Annotated in this window: 10 protein-coding genes, 3 tRNA genes and 1 pseudogene; 11 read left to right on the top strand and 3 right to left on the bottom strand. The window is 41.8% G+C overall.

The genetic code is table 11. The features are described from left to right. Nucleotides 1-16: 16 nt before the first annotated feature. Nucleotides 17-502 (top strand): annotated as a pseudogene (locus LPA49_RS08980) (dUTP diphosphatase); the annotation flags it as partial. A gap of 12 nt (nucleotides 503-514) precedes the next feature. Here LPA49_RS08980 and yrfG read toward each other — a convergent pair. Continuing rightward, nucleotides 515-1171, bottom strand: coding sequence for a GMP/IMP nucleotidase (gene yrfG, locus LPA49_RS08975; RefSeq protein WP_036974272.1), 657 nt, complete (start codon nucleotides 1169-1171; stop codon nucleotides 515-517). Between the two features lie 61 nt (nucleotides 1172-1232). Between yrfG and nudE the strand changes: the two genes are divergently transcribed. The 10 genes from nudE (at nucleotide 1233) to LPA49_RS08925 (ending at nucleotide 13999) form a co-directional block, all read left to right on the top strand. Continuing rightward, nucleotides 1233-1805, top strand: a complete 573-nt coding sequence (gene nudE / locus LPA49_RS08970; protein ID WP_230236406.1) for an ADP compounds hydrolase NudE — start codon at nucleotides 1233-1235, stop codon at nucleotides 1803-1805. Further along, nucleotides 1798-2595 (top strand): 3'(2'),5'-bisphosphate nucleotidase CysQ, encoded by a 798-nt coding sequence (gene cysQ / locus LPA49_RS08965; RefSeq protein ID WP_036974269.1) that lies wholly within the window; start codon nucleotides 1798-1800, stop codon nucleotides 2593-2595. The genes nudE and cysQ overlap by 8 nt, the downstream gene beginning before the upstream one ends. A 138-nt stretch (nucleotides 2596-2733) precedes the next feature. After that, nucleotides 2734-2810, top strand: a tRNA-Met gene (locus tag LPA49_RS08960). A 63-nt stretch (nucleotides 2811-2873) separates the two neighbouring features. Further along, nucleotides 2874-2950: transfer RNA gene (locus LPA49_RS08955), tRNA-Met, on the top strand. 63 nt (nucleotides 2951-3013) lie between these two features. Then, nucleotides 3014-3090, top strand: a tRNA-Met gene (locus tag LPA49_RS08950). A gap of 450 nt (nucleotides 3091-3540) precedes the next feature. Further along, nucleotides 3541-7542 carry a two-component regulator propeller domain-containing protein gene (locus LPA49_RS08945; protein WP_230236403.1) on the top strand — a complete coding sequence of 1334 codons (4002 nt, stop codon included), beginning with the start codon at nucleotides 3541-3543 and terminating at the stop codon, nucleotides 7540-7542. 297 nt (nucleotides 7543-7839) lie between these two features. Next, nucleotides 7840-11337, top strand: coding sequence for a hypothetical protein (locus LPA49_RS08940; RefSeq protein ID WP_199525029.1), 3498 nt, complete (start codon nucleotides 7840-7842; stop codon nucleotides 11335-11337). Nucleotides 11338-11392: 55 nt separating this feature from the next. Further along, on the top strand, nucleotides 11393-11764 hold the full coding sequence (locus LPA49_RS08935; RefSeq protein ID WP_199525028.1) for a hypothetical protein: 372 nt from the start codon (nucleotides 11393-11395) through the stop codon (nucleotides 11762-11764). 70 nt (nucleotides 11765-11834) lie between these two features. Then, entirely contained in the window at nucleotides 11835-12449 is a 615-nt protein-coding gene (locus LPA49_RS08930) for a trimeric intracellular cation channel family protein (RefSeq protein WP_036974258.1), read from the top strand. 38 nt (nucleotides 12450-12487) lie between these two features. Continuing rightward, on the top strand, nucleotides 12488-13999 hold the full coding sequence (locus tag LPA49_RS08925; protein WP_230236401.1) for a YifB family Mg chelatase-like AAA ATPase: 1512 nt from the start codon (nucleotides 12488-12490) through the stop codon (nucleotides 13997-13999). 96 nt (nucleotides 14000-14095) lie between these two features. Here the strand turns inward: LPA49_RS08925 and LPA49_RS08920 are convergent, their stop codons facing one another. Together LPA49_RS08920 and LPA49_RS08915 are read right to left on the bottom strand one after the other, a co-directional pair. Next, a complete protein-coding gene (locus LPA49_RS08920) occupies nucleotides 14096-14800 on the bottom strand; it encodes a response regulator transcription factor (protein ID WP_036974296.1) in 705 nt (234 codons plus the stop codon). A 164-nt stretch (nucleotides 14801-14964) separates the two neighbouring features. After that, nucleotides 14965-17460, bottom strand: coding sequence for a S9 family peptidase (locus LPA49_RS08915; protein WP_230236399.1), 2496 nt, complete (start codon nucleotides 17458-17460; stop codon nucleotides 14965-14967). Nucleotides 17461-17506: the final 46 nt, after the last annotated feature.

Here is a 17506-nt window from a genome sequence, read left to right as displayed (position 1 = left end):
ATGTATGTGGTGAAAAGATCACTATGGTTGGAAATGGTGGAAAAAACAAACCCCAGATACTGAGCAAGTTATTTTGGAGCTGGTCGACATTTTCCATTTTGGTTTATCACTGCGTATCGACGGGGAAACAAGTTACGAGCAACTTGCCGCTCAACTTGAAGCTGAACTAAGTGCGCCTGAGCAAGCTGACGATTTTAAACAAACGCTTGAGTTATTGGCTGCAACCGCCGTTGCTGAAAAGCGTTTTAATGCTGCCGCATTCGCTGGATGTATGGCGCAAATTGGCATGGACATCGACGATTTATATCGTGGCTATGTTGGCAAAAATACACTTAATTTCTTCCGCCAAGATCATGGTTACAAAGATGGCAGTTATATAAAGGTGTGGAACGGTCAAGAAGATAACGAGCATTTAGTTGAAGTTGTTAAAAGCCTCGATACGGAGCATGCTGATTTTGCAAAGCTTGTCTATCAAGGCTTAGAGCAGCGTTACCCTAAATAAACCTATTTATGCTCATTTTAGGGGCATGAAGTCACGAAAGTCGGTGGTAGATAAATAGCCATCGAACTGTTTATGCGGTTGTCGGCTATCAGGGTTGGCAACCGCAAGTATATGGCCTATGCCAAATTCTTTGGCCGCGTCGAGCACTGCGGGACTGTCATCAACAAATAAAGTGCGCGCTTTATCAAACTGCCATTCTTGTTGCACTTGCTGCCATAAAGGTTGATGTTCTTTACTCACACCATATTGATGGGTTGAAATAACGCCATCTAAATAATTGTCTATTGCCGTTAACTCAAACTTTAACATGACACAATCTGGGTGGGCATTCGTAAGTAAGATTAATTCTTTGCCTGTTTTTCTAAGTTCGGTTAGAAAAGGGGGGACGTCTTCGCGAATTTTTATTAAATGCTGAATATCACGCTTTAACGCCATAATGGGTAAATCGAGTTGCTGTTGCCAGTAATCTAAACAATACCAACTTATTTGGCCGCTTACTTTTTGATAGCGTTGAAAAATGTCTGTTTTCGCCTGCTCTAAACTGAGTCCATGCTTTAATGCATATTGTTCGGGAATAACGGTAAGCCAAAAGTAATTATCAAAATGCAAATCGAGCAGAGTGCCATCCATATCAAGCAGTACTGTATCGATTTTTGACCAATTTAACATAGGCAATTCACTTTAAAAGATTTATCATGAGTGTAACTGACATGATAGCAAATTAATGCCAATGACACAGAGAAAGCACCCAACACCTCCGCAAATATTGTCTAACGAAGTCGTCGCCAAAAGCCGACTATTTACTGTTGAATCTCTGGCTTTGAAGTTTTCTAATGATGAACAAAGGCAGTACGAAAGAATTCGTGGTGGTGGCCGGGGAGCTGTGATGATTGTGCCCGTTACAGCTGATAATGAATTGCTATTAGTAAGGGAATATTGTGCAGGCACGAACGACTATCAACTCGGTTTTCCTAAAGGCTTAATTGATCCTGGAGAAACACCAGAGCAAGCCGCAAACCGAGAGCTTAAAGAAGAGGTCGGTTTTGGTGCGAAGCATTTTTCTGCACTAAAAAAAGTAACGATGGCACCCAGTTACTTTAATGCCACTATGCATATTCTCTATGCAGAGCAACTTTATCCAGAAACGTTACCTGGTGATGAGCCTGAACCGCTCGTTGTTGTTAAATGGCCAATACAAGATTGGCAATCTTTATTACAACAAGATGACTTTACTGAAGCACGAAGTGTTGCAGCTTTGCTATTATTAACAAAGTACCTAGAGTCAGGAGCGGGCAATGAATAATTTTTTAGAACCGTGCATTCGTTTAGCTGAGCAGGCAGGTGAGGCTATTATGGCTATTTATCAGCAAGATGATATTGGTGCTGAAGAAAAGTCAGATAATACACCCGTAACGAAAGCTGACTTGGCATCGAACGAAGTATTGATGGCAGGCCTAAGAAAGTTGGCTCCCGATATTCCGATTATGTCGGAAGAGACGCCTATTCCAGCACTTGAAGATAGGAAACATTGGCAGCGATATTGGTTGCTAGATCCTATGGATGGTACGGGAGAGTTTATTTTAGAAAGTGGCGACTTTGCGGTAAATATTGCGTTGATTGAAAACAATCATCCCGTCTTAGGCGTTATACACTGGCCAGCTAAACAAGTGACGTATTTCGCAAGTTATCAAAATGGTGCGTTTAAACGTGAAAATGGCCAAGATAAGCAAATTTCGGTAGCAACGCCAGATAACTTAACATTAGCGGTGAGTCGCAGGCAAAAAATTGAGGCGGTCAGTCAATATTTAAATACTCAGTTTGCCACCGTAGCATTAGGGTCATGTTCATTAAAGGCTTGCATTATTGCTGAGGGGAAAGCAGATTGCTTTTTACGTATTGGCCCAACAGGTGAATGGGATACTGGTGCATCTCAAGTAATTGTCGAAGAAGCTGGCGGATGCATTACTGACGCTGAATTTAACCCACTGACTTACAATCAACGAGAAAGTACTGAGAATCCTGATTTTATTGTAATGGGACACCCAGATTGGGAGTGGCAAAAAATGATCAGTCCTCATCAACGTGCTATTTAGAGTAGTTTTGTGTGCTTTTTGTTCGCTTGAACCGCTTTTATTATTATAACCCTTGATTTCTAATTTTTTTGCTATATTATAGCGCTCTCTCTGGTACAGGGCATCGTTAACATGCTTATGTTACTAAGAGATTACAGGCGCGGGATGGAGCAGCCTGGTAGCTCGTCGGGCTCATAACCCGAAGGTCGTCGGTTCAAATCCGGCTCCCGCAACCAATTTTTTAAATTGGCTGACTTCTTAAATTAAGTGAGAAGAAAAATAAACTTAATAATTTCAGGCGCGGGATGGAGCAGCCTGGTAGCTCGTCGGGCTCATAACCCGAAGGTCGTCGGTTCAAATCCGGCTCCCGCAACCAATTCTTTGAATTGGCTGACTTCTTAAATTAAGTGAGAAGAAAAATAAACTTAATAATTTCAGGCGCGGGATGGAGCAGCCTGGTAGCTCGTCGGGCTCATAACCCGAAGGTCGTCGGTTCAAATCCGGCTCCCGCAACCAACTGAAATTAAATTAGCAAACATGATCAGACACGCCACCGCGTGTTTTTTTATGCCTGAAATTCAGGTTTATGACCCGAAGGTCGTCGGTTTGCTTTCATAGGCTCCCGCAACCCACTGAAATTAAATTAGCAACAATGATCAGACACGCAGCCGCGTGTTTTTTTATGCCTGACATTCAGGTTTATAACCTAAAGGTCGCCGGTTCGCCTTCATAATTCCCCGCTCCCGCAACCCACTGAAATTAAATTAACTAAAATTATTAGATACACATCAACGTATTTTTGCCTGAAACAATAGCGGTATTATTGGGCTTAAACGTGATGAGCTTTAGAACCGACTATAATAAAAGCTTTTCTTTCATGTAGTTAAAATGGGGAACTATTATGAATGTTAACTGAACTGAACTATTCTTTATTAATAACTAATAATAAATGTGTAGCTTTTAGGGATGACTCGGTTTCTTATTTATCTTTTTAGTCTATTTTTTTTACCTTTTGCGTGGCCTGCGTTTCAAAATTTCAGTATTGATAATGGCTTATCACAAAGCGTTGTATTTGATATTCAACAAGATCAGCAGGGGTTTGTATGGTTCTCTACGCAAGCAGGGTTAAACCGCTTTGATGGGAATGAATTTATTGTTTTTTCGTCAACAGGAGAAAACAATAGTTTAACGAATAACTACATTTATCCGCTTGCACTCGATAACGAATCGCACCTTTTTATAGGCACCCGCAATGGGGGCGTAAATCAACTCCCGTTATACGATTACCAATTTTCTTCGCCCATTTTAACAGACTACCGTATTACCAGTTTGTTTGTTGATTCTCACGTGCTGTATATCGGCACGTATGATGGCAGTTTATTCGCTTACAATAAACGCAATGAAAAAGTGACCCCACTAGTGCGGGATATAAAAAAGCCTATTTATGCGATAACAAAAATACACGATGTATTGTGGCTAGGTACTCATGGTGCAGGATTAATTCATTATGATCTAGCTAAGCAACAACGTGTCAGTACGTTGTTGAATGGATTTACAAAGCCACCTAGCATTCATTCGAGTATCTTTGCGATAAAGCAGGCAAATGACGAAACAATATGGTTGGCCAGTCAAGGCGGTGGGTTATTTAAGATTGATTTATCAGCAAAATCGATGCAGCAATGGCTTAAATCGAGCGACTCAGAGCACGGGTTAACCAGTAACGAAATTCGTGATATCGAGTTTGATCAGCAAGGTCGAGTATGGCTTGCAACGCGAGGGGGCGGCATCAATATTTTTGATCGCAAAACCAACACGTTTTCTGCTTTAACCCATGACCCATTTGACAGATATAGCTTAGCGCACGACCGAGTTTACAGTATTTACCGTGATAGTAGCGATATTATGTGGTTTGGTACTGCCAATGGTATCAGCAAGCTAGATCCTGCTTCACTTCAATTCAGTAAATTAAAAAAACCGACACCGCTTTCAAGTAAAGATGCTTGGGCGCTATTTGAAGATTCGCAGCAACGTATTTGGTATGGCAGTTGGGGGGGCGGGATAGATATCCTTGATCAACAATTAAACCGTATTAAACACCTCGTGGCGAGCAACTTACCCAATTCAATTACCAGTAACGCAATTAAAGCGATAACCGAAGATTTAAATGGAGACATTTGGGTTGGTAGTTGGCAGCAGGGCATTGATGTGCTCCACCAAGATGGCAGTGTGACACATTTTCGAGCTGATGAAGGGAGCCATGGATTAACTGAAAACAGTATTTACGCCTTGCTGGTGGATGAGAAAAATAATGTCTGGGTAGGGACGAATGGTGGTGGATTATTTTGTTTTGATAGGCAATTAGGTCGGTTTATCAGTTTTTCAGAAAAACAGGCACATTCTCAATTAGTCATACCTACAGCAAGGGTGACAAGCTTATATCAAAGCTCCGCAACAGACATGTGGATAGCAACCGATGGGGATGGGGCGTATTACTATAACTTTGCGACTGATTCTTTAATTAATTATCGCAAAGGTAACCCCGCATCGGCTTTATCTGATAATACGGTGAGAGCCTTTTTACAGGAAGGTTCACGTATGTGGTTAGCGACGTCTAATGGAATAAATATCATTGACACCAATAGCCAGCAAGTAAAGGTTATTAATGTGGCAGATGGTATGCCTAATCAAGTGATTTATGCTTTATTAAAAGGCAATGATGGCATGGTTTGGGTAAGTACAAACAATGGATTAGCTAAAATAAATCCAGAGAATTTTGCAATCACCAGTTATAAAGCTCGTCACGGTTTGCAAGGCAATGAATTTAATGCCGGCGCCTATCTAAAAATGCGAGATGGCCGGTTAATGTTTGGCGGCACCCAAGGTGTAAGTGTTATTAACCCTGAAACACTCGTTAAGAATAAACAAGGTGGGCAGTTAGCATTAACGCGTTTACAGTTTGACGATCAAGACCTTATTATTTCTGCTGGGAGTAAGCTCGGTAGCCTTTACCAAATCGAGAAGAGTCGCATTGTCACAGTGCCAGCCGATATTACACGCATGCACTTACAGGTCAGTTATTTGCATTATTCAGAACCTAAAACTAATAAGTATTCTTACCGTTTAGAAGGTTTTGAACAGCAATGGAGAAATGTAACTGGTCCTTACTTATCAATAGATTACACCAACTTACCGCCTGGCAGTTATCAGCTTATCGTTAAAGCAAGTAGCGAAAGTGGAGCGAACGCACTCGCCCCATTGTTATTGAATATCAAAGTACTGGCTCCATGGTGGCAAAGCCCTGCTTTTTATGTTGTTTGTGCAGTACTTGTCTTATGTTTGGTGTGGTTATTAACGGTGCTTTGGACCTATCGGATCCGTAAACAAAAGTATCAACTAGAGCAACTTGTCAATGAGCGCACTGATGAAATTGCAGAGCAAAAAGCGCTGATAGAACAGCAAGCTGATGCGCTTAGTGATTCGCTTGAAAATAAAGTGCGCTTTTTTACGCATGCATCTCATGAGTTACGTACGCCACTTAGTTTGTTAATCGCACCATTGCAGCGTCTTATTTTTAATGAAAAAAACACAGATAAACGTGAGCAGTTAACCTTGGTATTACGAAACAGTCGACGTTTAGAAAATCTGGTCGATAAACTCTTAACATTGACCCGTTATGATGAGCGCAATGAAGAGATTATTAAGGTTGTATCCTTGTCTGCGATTGCGCGTGAGGTTGCAGGACAGTTTTCTGTACTCGGTGAGCAATCAGTAGAGTTTTATGTTGAAATAGAAGAAGCAATTTTTATATCAAGCACCCGAGAGGGGCTAATTACTATATTAAGCAATTTACTCAGCAATGCCTTCAAGTATACAAAACAAGGGAGTGTAAGCTTAAAAATAACAACGCATGATAACAATGCCTTTATTGAGGTGACCGATACAGGTAAAGGGATTGCTGATGCGGAGAAAGAGAAAGTATTTGATATCTTTTACCGTGTAAGCAGCCAAGCCAATGTAGAAGGCAGTGGTGTTGGGTTAGCCATTGTGAAACGTCTCGTTGATAAGTATCAAGGCGACATTCAGCTTGTTAGTCGCTTAGCGGTAGGCACAACATTTACGCTTCGTTTCCCATTAGCTGAGGCTCTCGAGCAGGCAACCTCGGTGAGTATCGACAGTGAGAACCTTAAAGCCAAGAAAAATTGTGAGCAACCTACCGTACTAGTTATCGAGGATAATGATGAGTTGCGTCATTATTTAAAAACTGAATTACACCCGCGTTATCAGGTATTACTGGCAGAAGATGGCCACGTTGGTTTGCAAATAGCGCAAAGCCAAGTGCCAGATTTGATAGTGACAGACCTAATGATGCCAAAAGTGGATGGCTTTGCCGTATTAGATGCGTTACATAGCTCCCCTGTTACGTGCCATATTCCTGTGATAATACTCACTGCTAAAGGAGACTATGAAACGCGGGTAAGCGGTTTAAAACAACATGCTTTGGATGTAATCACCAAGCCTTTTGACAGGGAAGAATTATTATTAAAAGTCGATAATTGGATTGATTGGGTTAATCAATATGCTCAACAGCATGTGATTCAGGTGCCAGATCAAAGCCCACCAAAGGCAGATACTCCCGTTGATCCGCGTGATAAACAGTTACTTGAAAAGCTTGAGCACTATGTATCTGAAAATTATCAGCAACAAGGATTCTCAATGACGCATTGTGCTAAGCATCTCGCACTGAGTGAACGTCAGTTGCAGCGTAAGTTAAAAGTGTTTCTCAACATGACACCGAGTGAATATTTACGGGATTATCGACTCATAAAAGCTGCCGAGTTGTTACGCCAAGGTCGTCAAATTAGTTTGGTGATTGACGATATTGGTTTTTCATCTCGCTCACATTTCTCGAAATTTTTTAAAGTAAAATATGGTATGACGGCAAAAGAATATCAGTGTCACTACGTTTAACTTATTGATTTTTATTGTTATGTCGTATTTGAGTACATTTTTGTCGGCATCAAGCATACATAATTTTTGCATCTCATCTAACCTATAAAACTTAACGAAAGATGAACCGTTTTGATGGGATCTCACGTGTTCATATTTGACGGGCAAACATAGCTGAACTCAGTATATGGTTAAGGAAGTCACGGAGATCCCGCCTTTGTTCATAATTGTTAGATTTCGCTTCCCTTGAGATATGGCAACTGTTTGTGCAGTTGCCTCTTTTTGGGTGGCTACGTAGCAATCAATGTAAGGAATGACATGATGAGCCCTCCTAATTCACGATTAATAAATCACTTTAAACAGCTACTGCTCGCGACAAGTCTTGTCGGTTTAACCGCTTGTGGTGGCAGTGGAAGCGATAGCGACGAGGATAAAAAGCCGCCAGTTGCAGAAAATAAAAGCCCTACAGTATCAATAAGCAGCGATGAAACACTCACCGAAGGTAGCGAGTTAACGCTTCTAGCAACCGCCACTGATAGTGACGGCACTATTAGTACTTATGCATGGTCGCAGATTTCTGGTCCTGATTTAGCTTTGTCGGGTAGTGACAGTAGCAGCCTAACGATAACGGCACCTGCAATTGAAGATGATGCGGATGTGGTGTTATCTGTGACCGTCACCGATGACGATGGTGCAACAGCTAATGCACAAGTCACTATTCAATTAAAGCGTAAAGTGCTCAGTGTCACAATTACAGGTATTGTAACGGATGAGCCCATTATAAATTCAAATGTGGCGGTACAAATTGGTGATGAGTTATTTGAGATTACTGCTGATGAGCAAGGCCGCTACCGTGTTGATGTTGAAGTAGACGACTCTTTTGCTAATAAACTGGTGAAACTTGTTGCGCTAGGCGATAACGCCATCAACCCAGGTGTAGAGTTTGTTTCTCAACTTAAGTCGATTGCTACTTTAATCTCGCAAGCAGGCGAAGATGGAACACTGAGCAAAGAAGAAAACTTTGGTGTCAATATTACCAATGTAAGTACTGCTGAATTTGCTCTTATTAGTCGTGATAACGACACGGTTGATTCTGAGGATGCATTAGACAAAGCCTTGCTTGCGATTGATGCTGACGAAAAACTGCTGCTATCAGCACTAATTAAAATTATTGTTGATAATCCTGATTACAGCTTACCTGAAGGGGTAGAGTCTACGCTTGATTTAGTCAGTGACAGCGAGAGTATTGATGACTTTATCAACACCGTGAACAGTCAAGATCCAGCCTTAATAGAAACAGTAAAAGAAACCATTAAAGACGATGAAGAGTTGGTTGATAACTCATTTGGCAGTGTTGTGGGTGACTATGTTGTTATGGCGCCCAAGTATTACACGCGTTTTGGCGCGGGTCAGATTAATTTTAACGCTGATGGAACGGGCAGTTATGTTTTTATTAATTTTAATGCTTCATTCTCTTGGACACAGGACAATGATGTCGTCAGTATTACTGTTCCTGAACCAGTCAAAGTATCGTGTTATTTTGATGCAGGTACAGTGACTCAAGAAGAAATGTGCGAGTACTTAACTGATTTGGATATGCGCATTTTACTTGAAAATGACGCTAATAGAACTGTTGAGCTTTATTCAGCGTTTGAAACGAAAAACGAATCAACGACTGAGATAATATCGACAGAAGAGTTGACCGCGAATCGTACGTTAATCGATAAAACACAAACCTTAAATGTTGCCGCAGCCGATTTAGTCGGTTCATGGTATGTCGATAATACATCTGATTTTTACGGCTACAGCAGTGCCGTTAATTTTAATTTAGTTGAAGGTGGTACGGGAACACTTATCAATAATAGCAACGCACCGGTTGAGATTACTTGGTCAGTGTCTGATAACCAGTTGATGATTTCTAGCACCGATGAGTCACTTACGTTTGACTACTCGTTCTGGTTTATAAAATCAATGAATGTCGGTTACCAATTCGCAGCTTCTTTAATGTCTAAAACGGATGATTCAAGTATTACAAGTACAGGGTTATTTGTAAAAGATAACACGCTGCAGCTTACAAACAGTGATGTGTTGGGTAAATGGACTATTTATCAAGGTGTAAATTCAGCGCAACCTGATCTCCATTACGATGTATATGATGATGGCTTAATGAATTTTAGCCTTAATCAACATTATCGCTCTTGGCAGATTAACAGCGAAGGTGTGTTTGTTCGAAATAACTACTACACCGACACCGGAGGCATATCGGCAACCTGTGATAAACCCGACAATAGCTGCCCAGTTTATACAGAGTTTACACAGCAGCTGCTAGCAAAAGATGGCGAGCACTTCTTTACCTATCGTAAATACCGTGCATTTGAAATGGATGGCACCGAAATGCCTGAATATTATGCTTCTCATATTCGAGAGTTTTCTGTTTCAAGTAATTATGGTGTAAGTCGATTTGCGCCGTATTGGTGGGAGCATATGTATGCTGAAGATGATACAAGCTATCGTTACTTTTCAAACTTCTATACTCCAAAAGAGCTTGGGGTAGAAACCATTGAGTTGGCAACTATCACTGACAAAAGTTCAGGTGCTTTTGAGTACTCAATAGCAACAACCTATCAAGGCGCGTATATGCAAAACAGCTATGCACTGCAAAGTGGTAAGTTGATGTCCAATGAATGGGTATTTGAGGTCGTTGAATTTGACCGCGATTTCTTAACTGTGTGTGTTTACAGTCAAGGAAGTAGCTGTACAGAAGATGCTAAGCAGGCATGGTACTTCGATGAGGCTATGGCTCAAGAACAAGTTGTTATAGAACGTCCCGCGACTGTTCATCCTCTTGATGGTGCATGGCAACTCGCTGATGAACCTGAAGTGGCGGTGATCTTACGTGATGGTAAGTGGTTACAAATCCAAGCTATGTCACACCCTGATGATGAGACTGCCTTTGCGGGTTATGAAATAGGTGATTTTACGTGGAACGAGTCAACAGGTGAATTCTCTGTTCAAATTAGCGAAGATACAAATGGTAGTTTTGGTATTGATGATGCTGGAGCAATCACAGCCACCGTATCTGGTGATACGTTAACCCTAGATATTGAAGGTGAAGGTACTATAACGCTCACACGCATTTACAGTGCAACTAATCCGCTGATAGGAGGATACTATGATGGCTCATTTGACAGTGATTTCTTTATTGCCGTATTTAAAGAAGATGGCACATTCTTAGAGTTAGCACATGATACTGAGTTTAATGAGTTAGGTATTTCAGGTGGTTATTACAGCTACGATACAGAAACTCAAAAGGTGTCAGTAGACTTCTATGAAAAAACCTATGGTAGTCCTATTGAGCAAGCCGACCCTAACTTTATTGTGAAAGCGCAAGGTAACTTTATACACTTTAAAGATGGCGACGATTTCGGCATCATGGAGCGAGTCACGCGAGTAATAGAACAAGCGACCTTTACTGAAACAGAGTTAGTGGGCTCACATGGATTTACCTACATGGCAGATGATGGCAGTGGTATGCAAACATCGAATGTTGTTATTTCAAATGATGGTACCGCAACATTTGAATTAGAGGGTGAAGTGAGAGAAGCGACATGGGAGCTACACCTAGGTTCGTTAATGATGTACAGCGACCCGACCGTTACTCAAAACTACGGTTATGGTGTACTCATGACCCCCATAATGATGATAGATGGTGGTTTTAGTGTTGAGACTTTAGGCTTCGAAGTGCCAGAAACCTATGATGATAACGATGACCCTGCTCTGCATTCTTTTGTATCAGGCAGTTTAATTAAGCAGTAACCGTGCACAGCCCAGTAACAGCAATGTTACTGGGCTTTTTTTGAGGATTTAATCAATGAAAATATTTTATTTCTCAGTTCTTCTACTCAGCCTAACAGCCTGTAAAACAATGGATGCAGTACAAGAAGATATCAGCGATATTGGTACTAGTTTGTTTTCAAGCGAAGAAATGGATGAAAGTGCACAAGATGCATTTTTAAAAGCACAAGAAGCCTTTTATGAAGCTGATCGTGTTCGCAAGCAACATTCGCAGTTGACAGCCAAAGAGCGGAGTTTATGGCTTGAGCTAGAAGAGGACTATAACGTGTTATTAGCGACACCCAGTAAAGCGACCGAAAAGGAATCGTACTTTTCTGATACCACACTTGCTGATGGGGTTATGATGCAAAGTCTCCAATTTATTGAGTTGGTAGAAAGCGGCGAGTAATTGATTCTTCGCTTAAAAGATTGAAAAGTTTATGTTACAACGTAAGTAACATTACTTTTTAGTTACAAACATGACGGAACTTTACCATTGGTTTGATTTAATCGGCGTTGCCGTGTTTGCTGTTTCTGGGACGTTGTTAGCGTACGATAAAAAAATGGATGGCTTTGGAGTTGTTGTGTTAGCGACCGTTACAGCCATTGGGGGTGGGACCTTACGAGACCTCATTTTAGATATTCCAGTTTTTTGGTTACATGATCAAAGTTACTTTTGGGCTATTCTTGTCTCAGTTTTTATTTCGACACGGCTAATCAATAAACAGCGCTCTATTCCGTTATATGCTTTACAAATAGCGGATGCGTTTGGTTTGGCTTTTTTTGCTGTAATGGGGGCGCAAAAAGCCCTGCTTGCAGGCATGCCAGATACCACGGCTATTATTATGGGAGTGATTACAGGTTGCTTCGGAGGCATGATCCGCGATGTACTTGCTGGCAACATACCTATGTTATTAAAAGGTGAGCTTTATGCGATCACTTGTATCGCGGGTGGCATCGTTTATACAGTGGGAATTTCACTTGGGTTAGTGACAGAAATGGCCATGGTACTGGCCATGTTAATGACCCTCACATTACGACTTGCAGCAATGAAGTGGAATCTCACATTACATGTTTTTAAATATCCCGACTAAACTGTAATAACAAGGATACATTACAGGGACAACGGAACGTGTCATTAGCTCGGATTTTCTCTCGTGCTCAAGTAGGAGTGCAAGCTCCAGAAGTCATTGTCGAAGTGCATTTAGGGAATGGCTTACCTGCTTTTCATATTGTTGGTTTACCTGAAGCCTCTGTAAAAGAGGCTAAAGATAGAGTGCGCAGTGCGCTTGAAAACTCACAATTTGGTTTTCCCGATCAGCGCATCACCGTTAATCTTGCGCCCGCTGACCTACCCAAAGACGGAGGGCGCTTTGACTTAGCCATTGCCGTTGGGATTTTAGTGGCATCAGGGCAAATAGTGTGCCCTGATATTCATCGCTATGAGTTTTATGGTGAGCTGGCCTTAAATGGTGAAGTAAGGGGAGTGAATGCTATTTTACCCTCCGTATTAGGAGCGAAAGAAAAGGGTCGGTGCTGTTTTTTACCAGCGGAAAACGACACCTTAGCCAGTCTTGTTTCTGGTGTGTCACGTAAAGCGATTTATTCTATCCAAGATGTATGGAACGACTTACTGAATCAGCAGCCCTTACCGCTTAATATTGAGTACCCAGAGCAACAAATAGAACGCGATTCAATCTATGATTTAAGTGATGTTAAAGGCCAACCTGGTGCCAAACGTGTGTTAGAAATCGCGGCTGCTGGTGGCCATAACTTGCTTTTTTTAGGCCCGCCAGGCACGGGTAAATCGATGCTAGCACAGCGAATGCCAAGCATTATGCCGACCATGTCGGATGATGAAGCAATTAGCACCGCGGCGCTTTATTCTATTATTGGTCAGTCTGTTGATTTATCTAAGTGGCGAGAGCGTCCCTTTCGAAATCCACATCATACTTGTTCGGCAGTCGCGCTGGTTGGAGGGTCATCGAACCCGAAGCCCGGTGAAATTTCACTGGCACACAACGGCGTGTTATTTTTGGATGAGCTCCCTGAGTTTGAGCGTAAAGTGCTAGACTCGCTTCGTGAGCCAATGGAAACTGGGGTCGTAACAATATCAAGGGCTGCGAGGCAAATGGAGTTTCCTTCTCAATTTCAGCTTATAGCTGCACTTAATCCCAGCCCAACGGGAAGCCATAACGACAAGCGTGCGACACCAGATCAAGTATTGCGTTATTTATCTCGTGTATCGGGTCCGTTTATTGACCGAATAGATTTACAAATTGAATTACCACGACTTACCAGCGCTCAATTGCAAAGTACCGAACCAGAAGAGAGCAGTCAGCAAGTACGTAAACGTGTGGAGCGAGCGCATGCGCTTCAGCATGCACGGCAAGGTAAAGTGAATGCACGATTGAACAATAAAGAAATGAGTCGATATTGTGAGCTTGCAGCTGCAGAGTTGCAGTTTTTAGCGAGAGCCAGTGAAAAACTGGCGCTGTCACCACGTTCTTACCATCGTGTTATTAAAGTTGCCCGAACAATTAGTGACTTAAAAGAGCAACCAACGATCACCTTAAGCGAATTAAAAGAGGCATTAAATTATCGTGCCTTTGAGCGCCTAATAAGCCAATTAACACAATTTTAAATCGATGCTTTATTCAATATTTTACGTGTTTTAGCAAGCGTCACCGTGTTAGGTGGTATGTTTATAAACAATGAGTCATTTAGGCGCTGTGTATACCTAAATAGAAAGCATATAACCTTTACCACGAACTGTTACGATGCGCTTTTGATCTTTTTCGTCACTGAGCTTTTTACGTAAACGGCCAATTAACACATCGACGGTACGGTCACTTGGGCTCCAGTCGGGTTGCCCAATCTCTTCAGATATTTTCTCTCGAGAGGTTGCTTTTCCTGCGTTGGCAATCAAGCAAATAAGCACTTTATGTTCAGCTTCAGTGAGGCGAGACTCTTCGCCACTTGGGGTGATCAAAGTGCGATTGTCAGGGTGCAGCTTAAAGTCGGCATATTCTATAAACTCTTCACTTTCATCGTCGTGTTGTGAGCCTTTTAAACGTTTGTAAAGGGCGCGCATTCTTAGCTCAAGTTCAAGCAGGTCAACCGGTTTACAAATATAATCATCAGCGCCTTGAGCAAGGCCTGCAATACGATCGGCTTGTGAGTCACGACTAGATAAAACAATTACACCAATATTGGTCAGTGCATTGAGCTCTTTGGCAAGTAACAAACCATCGCGCTTGGGTAAGACTATGTCGATCACTGCCAGAGAAATTGCATCTTGTAGAGAGGCACGTGATTGCACGATGCTTAAAGCATCGGCTCCCGTTGAATCTACCTCAATATTAAATTCAGTCTCTTTAAAATGATTGAGAATGCGTTTAACGAGAAGCTCGTCGTCTTCAACCAATAAAACTTGAATAGTCATTCGCTTTAATTTCATACTTGATTTGCTGTTATGTTAGCACTGTATGGTAAAGGCTGAGAAGTGCAATGGAGCGGTTTGTAACTGTTTCTTACAATTTAATGGCTTAGCTTTTATTTATTTGTAAAAAGCTGAGTACCTTTGCAGGTACTCAGTGATGTTTTTTGTTATTTTTCAGGGTAAAGATACTGCCACCATTGAGGCTGATCTTTTAAGTTTTTATCGAAATAAGCCAGCATCGTATTCCACCAATCAAAGCGTTTGTCACGGGCAAATATTTGGTGATCTGCACCTTTATATTCAATCAGATCAACATCTTTACCTAATAACTTTAATGCCGTGTACATATTGTGGCTTTCACCAACCGGTACATTGGTATCTGAGTCACCATGAAGTAGTAATAGCGGCGTTGTTACTTTGTCAGCATGAAACACGGGACTGTGTTGGCTATAAAGTTGCGGGTTATTCCACGGGTAGCTATTTTTAGATGCTTCAGCTGAGTATAAATATCCCCACCAACCTTGGCCCCAATAAGACGTGATATTTGAAATTCCCGCATGTGCAATAGAGGCACTAAACATATCTGTTTTTGTCGCCAGCAGCATGGTCATAAAGCCACCGTATGAGGCGCCTAAGTTACCAACGCGTTTACTATCGACAAACGGATACTGGTTAAGAAATGCTCGTGTGCCATTAATAATATCGTTTGCGGTGTATTCACCCCATGCATTAACGTGTTTAGCCGAAAACTCTTGGCCAAATCCCGTTGCACCTGTTGGTTGAATAACGTAAACCACATAATCATGTTCCGCCCACAGGTTAAAAGGGTAACGCCCAGTAAAGCCACGCGTCACCGGTGATGTACCGCCATAGTAGTAAACCAAAGCAGGGTATTGTTTACTCTTATCTATATTATGCGGCAAGTACACGCGACCTTTAATTTCTACACCTTCAGGGTTAATGAAATTAAACTCTTCAAGCGCTGCAATATCAGTGTGTTGGTAGCTAATTGGTGTGGAGTCCCACAGCACCTTAGTACGACTTTTACCTACAGTGAGTTGCTTAAGTTGTTGTGGTGTTGATGCTGTGGTGCCTGTAACAAGCAGAGTAGGGTTACGCTCGTCTGAGAAACTAAATTGCTCAACAACATCAAAGCCTGTATTCACGTTGTTAAAACGTTTTTTGCTTAAATCGTATTGATATAATTGCACAGTATCTTGCTCAGTCACTTTTAACAGTGCATCGCCATTTGCAAGCACCGTAAGTTGGCCTATCGCCGGGTCAAACTCTTTGCTTAGTGCTGTCGCCTTTTTGCCATCGCGGCTAAGTAAGTAAAGTTGCCCATCGTAATTATTGGCAAGCATGCCTTCGGGTAAATTACGGCCAAGGCCATCTCTGAAGTCAGGGCCAGCTGTAACATAAATACCGTCGTCGGTGTATTTTGCTTGATTAAAGGTTTTAAATTGGCCAAGTACACTACTCGTTGCAGTGGCAATATTTAGCTCAACAAGTTCAGTCGCGGGTTCTGGCGAACGGTTCATAGCTTGGGCTGAGCGACTCATTAACACAACACCTTGTTGAGCATCGAAGTCTTCAAGTGAATGGCTCAGCGGGCCTTGACTTAAAATTTTACTTAATCCTGTGCTTATATCGAGTAAGTACACTTGTGACGTGGTACGCGCATAAGACCAACGGTCTTGAAGCCCTTGATAGTGCTTGGTGAGTTTTCCATCGTCGCTGGGTGATTTTGACCAACTAAAAATTAAGCTGTCATTATTGTAAAATTGAAACCCATTTGCGCCTGCAAGATGCTTAGCTATGACAGTGAGTTGCAGTGTTTCTAAATTTAAGCGCTTAAGCTCGCCCTCGATTAAATACACCAAGCTTGAACCGTCTGGGCTCCAAGTTATATTGCTAGGCTGCGCTGATTCAAAACGATAAATAGTCTTATTTTTAGCGTTTTTTAACTCAGTGACATACAGAGCTTGGTTTGCTGATTTATCGTCGTAATGGCGTGTACTCGCCAAAAAATGTGCGCCATTTGGTGACATAGAAATGTAGCTTATCGTTGGCGCATCAAATAATTGCTTTGCCGATAAACCATGCTGCTCTTTTGCTGAAAAGGTCAGAGCGCTTTCCTCTGATTTAGCTTCAAAATCAATGGCAACATCATGCCAATTAGGCACTTGCTCTGTGATGATCACTATTTGATGGTCGCCTTGACTCAATGCCAATTCATAAGTTTTATCTTTTTCAGTCTGTTTTTCGCCGTTAATAAATAACTGGGCGTTTTCGATCCCCTTTAACGTTAACTTACCTTGACTAAAACGTTCGGCTGACGCTGTGAATTTTAGGGCTTGCAGGCCCCCTAAAGTAAGGGCACTTACTTTATCAAATGCTTGCCAATCTTGTTCATCACCAAAGACACGTACACGGGAGGTATTTTTTTGTAAGTGTGGCAGTAGATTGGCGATGATGGCATCGCGGTGCTCGGTTTGATAGGGCTTAAGTTGCATGTCATCGCTAAGTGGACCAATAAATTGTATTGCAGACTTATCAATGGCAGCAGCCATTGCTGTGCTTGTTAAAGTGCACAGTGCCACAGCGCTGAGTGCTGTTTTTAAGCGAGCGCGCTTGCTCAGCCAAGTTGTTGTAAACATCATGATTTAGCCTATTAAATGGTGGTTTAGAGCAATATAACACGCAGCA

The organism is Pseudoalteromonas sp. MB41, from assembly GCF_020966275.1.
GTDB lineage: Bacteria > Pseudomonadota > Gammaproteobacteria > Enterobacterales > Alteromonadaceae > Pseudoalteromonas > Pseudoalteromonas lipolytica.
Note: the sequence above shows the minus strand (reverse complement) of the source record. Positions and strands in the feature narration are given on the sequence as shown.